Origin of the sequence: Kitasatospora sp. NPDC047058, assembly GCF_040643935.1 — a bacterium.
In the GTDB taxonomy this organism is placed as follows: Bacteria; Actinomycetota; Actinomycetes; order Streptomycetales; family Streptomycetaceae; genus Kitasatospora.
The window spans coordinates 1-2975 of sequence record NZ_JBEYVJ010000625.1 but is presented as its reverse complement, the minus strand read 5'-3'; the positions used below and the strand labels follow the sequence as shown (position 1 = coordinate 2975).

The 2975-nt window shown below is 73.6% G+C and carries 2 protein-coding genes and 1 pseudogene; all 3 read left to right on the top strand.

Translation table 11 applies throughout. The features are described from left to right. Nucleotides 1–73: 73 nt before the first annotated feature. Nucleotides 74–205: pseudogene (locus ABZ885_RS38475) on the top strand (carbohydrate ABC transporter permease); the annotation flags it as partial. Between the two features lie 34 nt (nt 206–239). Continuing rightward, on the top strand, nt 240–1427 hold the full coding sequence (gene ugpC / locus ABZ885_RS38470) for a sn-glycerol-3-phosphate ABC transporter ATP-binding protein UgpC (RefSeq protein ID WP_360199439.1): 1188 nt from the start codon (nt 240–242) through the stop codon (nt 1425–1427). Between the two features lie 413 nt (nt 1428–1840). After that, complete coding sequence (locus ABZ885_RS38465) at nt 1841–2872, top strand: AI-2E family transporter (RefSeq protein ID WP_360199441.1); 1032 nt, start codon at nt 1841–1843, stop codon at nt 2870–2872. Nucleotides 2873–2975 lie beyond the last annotated feature (103 nt).

Genomic DNA, 2975 nt, shown 5'->3' with positions numbered 1-2975 from the left:
GCCCGGTTCCGGGCGGACGGCGAGAAGCTGACCGTCGTCCCGGCCCGGGCCGTGCGGCGCGGCGCCCTGCTTCTCCCAGTTCCAGCAGCCGACCGGCTCCATCGCCGCGGCCGCCGTGGTCATCACGATCCCGATCGTGATCTTCGTTCTGCTGTTCCAGCGCCGCATCGTCGCCGGCCTCACCGCCGGCGCAGTCAAGGGATGAGTGCGCCCCACCGGGCGGACCAGGAAGGCGGACCGTGGCCGAGATCGTCCTCGACGGCATCACCAAGCGCTACCCGGACGGCGCCCTCGCCGTGCGGGACTTCAACCTCACCATCGCCGACGGCGAGTTCGTCATCCTGGTCGGCCCGTCCGGCTGCGGCAAGTCCACCACCCTCAACATGATCGCGGGACTGGAGGACATCACCGAGGGCACCCTGCGGATCGGCGGACAGGTCGTCAACGACCGCGCCCCCAAGGACCGGGACATCGCGATGGTGTTCCAGAGCTACGCGCTCTACCCGCACATGAGCGTGCGCGAGAACATGGGCTTCGCCCTGCGCCTGGCCAAGACGGACAAGGCGACCATCGCGGCCAAGGTGGACGAGGCCGCCCGCATCCTCGACCTGACCCAGCACCTCGACCGCAAACCCGCCAACCTCTCCGGCGGGCAGCGCCAGCGCGTCGCCATGGGCCGGGCCATCGTCCGGGACCCCAAGGCGTTCCTGATGGACGAGCCGCTGTCCAACCTCGACGCCAAACTGCGGGTCCAGATGCGGACCCAGATCGCCGCCCTGCAACGGCGGCTCGGCACCACCACCGTCTACGTCACCCACGACCAGGTCGAGGCCATGACCCTCGGCGACCGGGTCGTCGTCATGCGCGGCGGCGTCGTCCAGCAGGTCGGCAGCCCCCAGCACCTGTACGACGCGCCCGTGAACCTCTTCGTCGCCGGCTTCATCGGCTCGCCCGGGATGAACTTCCTCGCGGCGACCCTGGAGGGGAACCGGCTGCGCACCTCGCTGGGCGACCTCCCGCTGGACGACCGGAAGCGGCAGGCGCTGGAGCGGGCGGACGCGCCGCGCGACGTCATCGTCGGCATCCGACCCGAGGACTTCGAGGACGCCTCCCTGACCGACGACCACGGGGCGGGCGTCACCAGCACCGTCACCGTGGACGTCCGGGAGTCCGTCGGCTCCGACGTGTACGTCCACTTCGCCGAGGAGGGCGGGACCGCCCGGACCGAGGAGCTCGCCGAGCTCGCCGCCGACTCCGGCCGGGCCGACACCGGGATGCAGGAGCACCGCGTGGTCGCCCGGCTGAACGCCGCCACCCGGGCCGCCGAGGGCGGCGCCCTGCGGCTGTGGCTCGACACGGCCCGGATCCACGTCTTCGACCCCGGCACCGGGGCCAACCTGACCCGGCCGGACCAGCCCGAGGGCTGACCTCGCCGGCCGTCCCGGCCTGAGGGCGCACCCGATGCGGCCCGGCGTGCCGGAAGTGGGTGAAGGGCCGGCCGGGGGCGGGGCCGGTCGGCGCGGGAACAGTCCGTGCGGCATTTCACCCGCTATGCAGGGTTCATGTCGATTTCACGCCCCGGCAGTTCCCGGCCTTCCCACGGCTGTTCCCCGTCCCCCGGCGACACCGTCTCCGCCGGCCGGCCACCCGCCGGCGACGGGACAGGGCGGGGCGGACGGGACGTCCCGGCGCCGCGGGACGCGGCACGGAACGGTGCGCACGGCGGTGCGGCATGCCGGTGAGGCGACCCGCCCCCCGCCGGCCGGCCGGGCGGGGCCGTACGGCGGGCGGGGGCGGCGCGGGGCCGGTGCTGCGCCGGCTGTCGGACTACGCGTGGCGGATGCTGGTGGTCGCGGCGGCGGCGTACCTGGTGCTGATGGTGCTGGGGCGGTTCCACCTGATCACCCTGGCCGGCTTCCTCGCCCTGGTGCTGACCTCGGTGGTCCGTCCGCTGGTGGACCTGGCCGCCCGGGTCCTTCCCCGCCCGCTCGCCGTGCTGGCCGGTCTGGCGGTGGCACTGCTGGTGCCGGCCGGGCTGCTCGCGCTGATCGGCGAGAGCGTGGCGGACGACGTCTCCCGCCTGGCCAAGGAGTTCCAGGGCGGCCTGGACCGGCTGGAGAAGCTGCTGGAGGGGGCACCGTTCCGGGTCTCGCCGACGGCGTTCAACGACCTGCAGCGCAAGGTGTCCGACTTCCTCTCGTCGCACCGCTCGACGCTGATCAGCACGGCCGTCAGCGGCGCGAGCCGGGTGGTCGAGCTGGCGACGGGCGCTGCGCTGGCCCTGTTCATGTCGGTGTTCTTCCTGCACTCGGGGGAGCGGATGTGGCGCTGGACGGCCTCCCAGCTGCCGCCCGCCGCCGCGGACCACCTCGACCGCGGCGGGCGGGCGGCGTGGCGGACCTTCGCCGGCTACACCCGCGGCATCTTCATCGTCGCCGCGACCAACGCGATCATGGTCGGCATCGCCCTGTTCTTCCTCGGCGTGCCGCTCGCCCTGCCGCTGACCGTGCTCGAGTTCTTCGCGTCCTTCGTCCCCCTGGTCGGCTCACCGATCGCGATGCTGGTCGCCTCCCTCGTCGCGCTCGCCGCCCGGGGCCCGGTCATCGCGATCGTGGTCCTGCTGCTGATCGTGGTCATCGGCCAGATCGAGGGCCACCTGCTCCACCCGTTGGTGATGAGCTGGGCGGTAAGCCTGCACCCGGTCGTGGTCGCGGTGTCGGTCCTCGCCGGCAGCATCGCGGCCGGCGTGATCGGCGCCGTGGTCGCCGTCCCCGCGGTCTCGGTGGCCTGGTCCGTCTACGTCGAGCTGCGCGGCCCCCGGCCGCCGTTCCCGCCACCGGCCGATGGTCCGCCCTCTCATCCGATCAAGTGATGACGGCTCATGTCGGCCGTGGGCGAAGGTGCCGCGCCGCCGTGGCGCGGCGTCGGCGTGTGGGGCGGAACGTGGTGGGGCGGGGGCCACGGCCCCCCCGAGA